This is a genomic window from Brachyspira pilosicoli, assembly GCF_019402445.1.
Lineage (GTDB): Bacteria > Spirochaetota > Brachyspiria > Brachyspirales > Brachyspiraceae > Brachyspira > Brachyspira pilosicoli_B.
The window spans coordinates 1-5,034 of the sequence record NZ_SRZM01000234.1 but is presented as its reverse complement, the minus strand read 5'-3'; the positions used below and the strand labels follow the sequence as shown (position 1 = coordinate 5,034).

Sequence of the window (5,034 nt, the reverse complement as noted above, 5' to 3'; positions counted from 1 at the left end):
TTTTTTGTATCCATAATTTTGTTGTTATAAATAATTCTTTTCTGTTTATACCGCTTTCTTTTATGGCATCTCCAACAGCTTTTTCATTTTCATATGAGGCTGCTGTGTCTATTAATCTGTATCCTGTTTCAATAGCATTTAGTACTACTTTTTTACATTCATCATAATCTTGAATTTGATAAACTCCAAAACCTAAAATAGGCATTTCCAAACCATTATTTAATTTCACATATTTCATTTATAAATCCTTTTAATATTATTTTATTCTAATTTTTTTTCTTTTAAGTATTTTTCAAGTAAGTCTGCTATTTCTAAATTGTTTAAATCTGAAAAAGGAAAATGAGTATTTCCATATATTCCAATTTCTGGAAGAATTACAACATCTACATCAGCATTATAAGATTTTAAAGTTTCTTCCCATTTTTTTATTAACTCTACTCTCAATCTCCACTCTTCCAAATAAGGATTATCAGATTTTTCTTTTGGTATATTATCCCCATAATAAATTACTATAGGTATGCTTGCTAATTTTTTGAAATCATCTTCAGATATTTCTTTTATAGGAAAATATGCGGGCATAGTAATATTAGTAGGAGAAGCATTTTCAGGAAAAGGCAAACTGCATCCGCCAGGCTCATACAATACTAATGCCTCAACATTTTTATTTTTTATTGCTGTAAAAAATGCAGGACCAGCTCCTTGAGAATGTGCTAGTAAAATTCCTTCTCCTATTCTATCAAATAATGCAGATAAACTATCAGATACTACTTCCTCATCAAAATTACCAGTATTAGGAGTAACTTGCTGAAAGTATTGAGTTAAAGTTTCTTCATCATTTTTAAATTGCACATTGTCAAAAAAATGAGGCCAAGAACCTATTCTAAACCAATTAAATAAAGATTGTTCATCAGGAGTAGGATTAATAGTTATAGCTACAGAACTTCTTCCAGCTCTTCCTCTCCTTGGCTGATCTACCAAATATACGCTATATCCTTTTTTTAAGAAAATATTTTGAAAACCTTCTCTTCCGTCTGGAGTAGTTTCAAAGCTTTTAGCAGATTGTCCTCCTCCATGCAAAAATACTATAGGGTACTTTTTAGAATTAACAGGTATTTGATAAAATGCATATCCATGGTCGCTATGATAAGTTTGTCCGTTTGAACTTGGAAATAAAGTATCTTTTTCAAATTCTCCATTTGCAGATAACACTTTACCACCAAATGTGAAACTTCCTTGTTTATCTATAATAATTTTATTTTGCGTATCATTAGAATTATTGCATGATATGCTTAATAATATTATTGAAAACACTAATAAGAATTTTTTCATTATATAATCCTTAAAATATTTTTTATTTACTACTGCCTATTAATTATAATAAGCAGTAAGTAAATATAAAAGTTTTATAGTATATTAATATTTTGAAGCCATGTTTTTATATTATTTTCTGAACTATTAACGCTTCTTCCATATATACTCAAACCCTCTAATATAGTTGAATTAGGACATAATGAAGTTATATCAGTAACGCTTCTTCCCATTCTGCTTCCGCCATGAGTACATAAAGGAGCAATTTTTTTAGCGCTGAAATCATGAGTTAATAATAATTGTTTTACTGCCTGAGGAATAGTGCCCCACCAATTAGGGTAACATAATATTATAGTGTCGTAGCTTGACAAATTATTTATATTAGCACTTAACTTTGGTAAAAAATCATCATTTTGTTCTTTTCTTGCCTGATTTACAGTATCATTATAAGAACTTGGATATGGTTCAACGGTTTTTATTTCAAACATATCTGCTTGAGTGAGGTTTTTAATCATATTGGCAGCGGTTCTGGTATTTCCGCCCCAAGAGAAATATACTATTAAAGTTTTTGAGCTTTGAGCGTTTAAGCCTCCAACTAATAATGTACTTGAAATAAGCAATGACATTAACATTATTTTAATTATTTTTTTCATTTTTGTTCCTCCTTAATCTACTATCAAATAAAGTTTTATTTTTTTTAATATACACCTATCTTGCATTTTTCATTATATTTTTATTATAGAGTATGATTAATAGACTTGTTTTAAACTAAATAATAAATATTTACAATAATTTATAATTCCCCAGTTCTTTTGTTGGCACAAAGAACCAAAAAGACTGCATTTATTATTACAATATCTCCAATGATAACAAATATTATTATCACCAATTATAAAGCAAATACCATATTAATAATTATTCTATATTATTAATTATTGTTATGGCGTTTAAGGTTCTTGGGTAGCCTATATAAGGCAAACATTGTGTTACTGCTTCAAGCATCATATCTTTACTGTTGCCCATCTTAATATTAGCATTCGCATGTGCTATAGCTTGAGGTTCTGCTCCGCCTAAAGATATTATCATTATAAATGTTAATAACTCTCTAGTTTTTAAGTCTAAACCTTTTCTTGTGTAAAAATCTCCAAAACAATTAGCCGATAAAAAATTCTGTATATGCTTCTGATTAGGTGCAGCATTTGAATGTGCAGCAAGTATCGCATCTCCAAATATGCTTACCTGTGTTTCCAATCCCTTATCGAATCTTGTACTTTCTGTAACTGTTGATTGAGATTCTATAGGAAGTGAAATATTTTTTTCTTTAAATACTTCATTTGCTTTTTCTAATGCAGCAAACACCCTCGGAAATCCAACATAAGGCGAACATTGATATAATGCTTCTTTTATCTCTATAGGACTAACTCCAACATTCAAAGCTGTTTCTACATGAGGTTTTATCATATCAGTGCCTTGTGATGCTGTTAAAGAAACTAATGTTACAAGCTCTCTTAATTTAGGCTCCAATGTGCCGTGATTATAAACTTCTCCATATAAGAAATTATTAAATATACTTTCTAAATCTGGATCATTAGGTTTAGTTAGGCTTGCATCTCTTTTTAGTAATTCATTATATTTAGTTTTTGCTTTTTCTGTCATAGTTAAATTTCCTCCTTTATTTTGTGAATTTGCTATGCATGAAAATACTATTACTAGAATAGATAAAGATAAAATAATTTTTAATGTTTTTTTCATTTAATAATCTCCTTAATTTTTAATATTTCAATTTTAATAATTGCTTTATAAAGTCAGCATCATCATTAAGAAATATTATGTTTTTATTATTATCCAAAGTTTTTATAATATTCATGTCATTATCATCTAATGTGAAATCGAATATTTTAGAGTTTTCTATTATTCTTTCTTTGTTTACGCTCTTTGGAATAATAGGTATATTTCTTTGAGTAAGCCACCTTAAAATAACTTGAGCTGCAGTTTTATTGTATTTTTTACCTATACTTTTTAATATTTCGTTATTGAAAATATTATTTTTTCCTTCTGCTAAAGGTCCCCAAGATTCTAATGTAATATTATATTCTTTCATTAAGTTTTGCTCTTCCCATCTTTGAAAAAATGGATGAGTTTCTATCTGATTAATTGTAGGCATTATTTTACTATGTGCTGCAAAATCAATTAATCTATCTTTATAAAAGTTGCAGCAGCCTATAGCCCTTATGTGTCCTGCTTCATACAATTCTTCCATTGCCTTCCAAGCTGCATAATAATTACCAAAAGGCATATGAAGTAAATATAAATCTAAATAATCCAATCCTAATTTTTCCATAGACATTTGAAATGCTTTCTTTGCCTTATCATAATCTGCATCTTGTATCCATAATTTGGTAGTGATAAACATTTCTTTTCTGTTGATTCCGCTTTCTTTTATGGCATCTCCGACAGCTTTTTCATTAAGATATATTGATGCTGTGTCTATATGTCTGTATCCTGCTTCAATGGCATTTAGTACTGCTTTTTTGCATTCTTCATAATCTTCTATTCTGTATACTCCAAATCCTAGAATAGGCATTTCAACATTATTATTTAACTTTATACAATTCATAATGTCTCCGTTTTTTATAAATATTATTGTGTTATTATTTTATTTCTTTTATAACTTTGGCAGGATTACCTCCAACTATAGTACCACTTGGCACGTCCTTATTTACAACAGCACCAGCAGCAACTATCGAGTTTTCTCCTATAGTTACACCAGGAAGTATAATAGCAGCTGTTCCTATCCATACATTTTTATTTATTGTTATTCGCTTTGGAATCAATGTATTTCTATTATTAAAATCATGATTTGGTGTTATTATGCTTACATTATGTGCTATCTGTACATTGTCTTCTATAACTACGCCTCCAATATCCATAATGGTGCAATTCTTATTTATAAATACATTCTTTCCAAACTCAACATTTCCTATATCTATATGAAAGCTTGGCATTATAATTACAGATTCATCTAAATTAGTTTCAAATATTTTGTTTAATATATCTCTGTTATTTTTGTAGCTTTGAAAAGTGTTGTTATACTGCCATAATAATTTTTCTGTCTCTTGCATTTTGTTATATATAATCTGAAACTCTTCAGAAAACATATTTATCTCTTTTCCATTTTTATAATTTTCTAAAAACTCTTTAACGTTCATAAGTTATTATTCTCCTTTTTATTTTTTCAATTCATTTAATTAACCCTTTCAATGCGTATATCAAAATTACCTTTTATATTTGAAAGTTTTTCTATATCTGAAGTATTTTCAAACTTGCCTAAATAAATTAAATTATTTGAGTATCTAAAATCTTTATAAAATATAGCAATGTTTCCCCAAGGAGCATAATAGGTGATATCGCCTGCTTTAGGGTTTATGCCGTCTGGTTCATCTTCTATATTTAGTTTTTTGCTTAAATAAAATATTTTTTCTGTGCTGTTAAAATCTTCTGCTTTAACGTTTAAAGGAAGAAGAGATAAAAAATCATTTCCTGCTTTTGAATTATTAATTAGAGCATATATTTCATTGCCTTCAAAAGTTAATTTTATTCTTGTGTTTTGAGCAAATGCATTCATAGTGAATAATCCTATAAAAAAAGTTATAATAATTTTTCTCATATTCTAGCCTCCTATATAAGCATCATGATTAATTTTATTTTAATTAGAAAGAGAAATAT

Annotated in this window: 7 protein-coding genes; all 7 read right to left on the bottom strand. The window is 28.0% G+C overall.

The genetic code is table 11. The annotated features are described in order from the left end of the window. Positions 1 to 238: aldo/keto reductase (locus E6A48_RS08055; protein WP_219709559.1), on the bottom strand; the 238-nt coding region annotated here is incomplete at its 3' end. Positions 239 to 261: 23 nt separating this feature from the next. Then, complete coding sequence (locus E6A48_RS08050) at positions 262 to 1,329, bottom strand: alpha/beta hydrolase (RefSeq protein ID WP_219709556.1); 1,068 nt, start codon at positions 1,327 to 1,329, stop codon at positions 262 to 264. Between the two features lie 74 nt (positions 1,330 to 1,403). Then, entirely contained in the window at positions 1,404 to 1,961 is a 558-nt protein-coding gene (locus E6A48_RS08045) for a flavodoxin (RefSeq protein WP_219709554.1), read from the bottom strand. Between the two features lie 262 nt (positions 1,962 to 2,223). After that, positions 2,224 to 3,060 carry a carboxymuconolactone decarboxylase family protein gene (locus tag E6A48_RS08040; RefSeq protein WP_219709553.1) on the bottom strand — a complete coding sequence of 279 codons (837 nt, stop codon included), beginning with the start codon at positions 3,058 to 3,060 and terminating at the stop codon, positions 2,224 to 2,226. 19 nt (positions 3,061 to 3,079) lie between these two features. Beyond that, positions 3,080 to 3,925: an aldo/keto reductase gene (locus E6A48_RS08035; protein ID WP_219709551.1), complete on the bottom strand. Its 846-nt coding sequence runs from the start codon at positions 3,923 to 3,925 to the stop codon at positions 3,080 to 3,082. A 34-nt stretch (positions 3,926 to 3,959) separates the two neighbouring features. Beyond that, a complete protein-coding gene (locus E6A48_RS08030; RefSeq protein WP_219709547.1) occupies positions 3,960 to 4,517 on the bottom strand; it encodes a sugar O-acetyltransferase in 558 nt (185 codons plus the stop codon). Positions 4,518 to 4,552: 35 nt separating this feature from the next. Then, positions 4,553 to 4,975 (bottom strand): cyclophilin-like fold protein, encoded by a 423-nt coding sequence (locus E6A48_RS08025; protein ID WP_219709545.1) that lies wholly within the window; start codon positions 4,973 to 4,975, stop codon positions 4,553 to 4,555. Between the last annotated feature and the right edge of the window lie 59 nt (positions 4,976 to 5,034).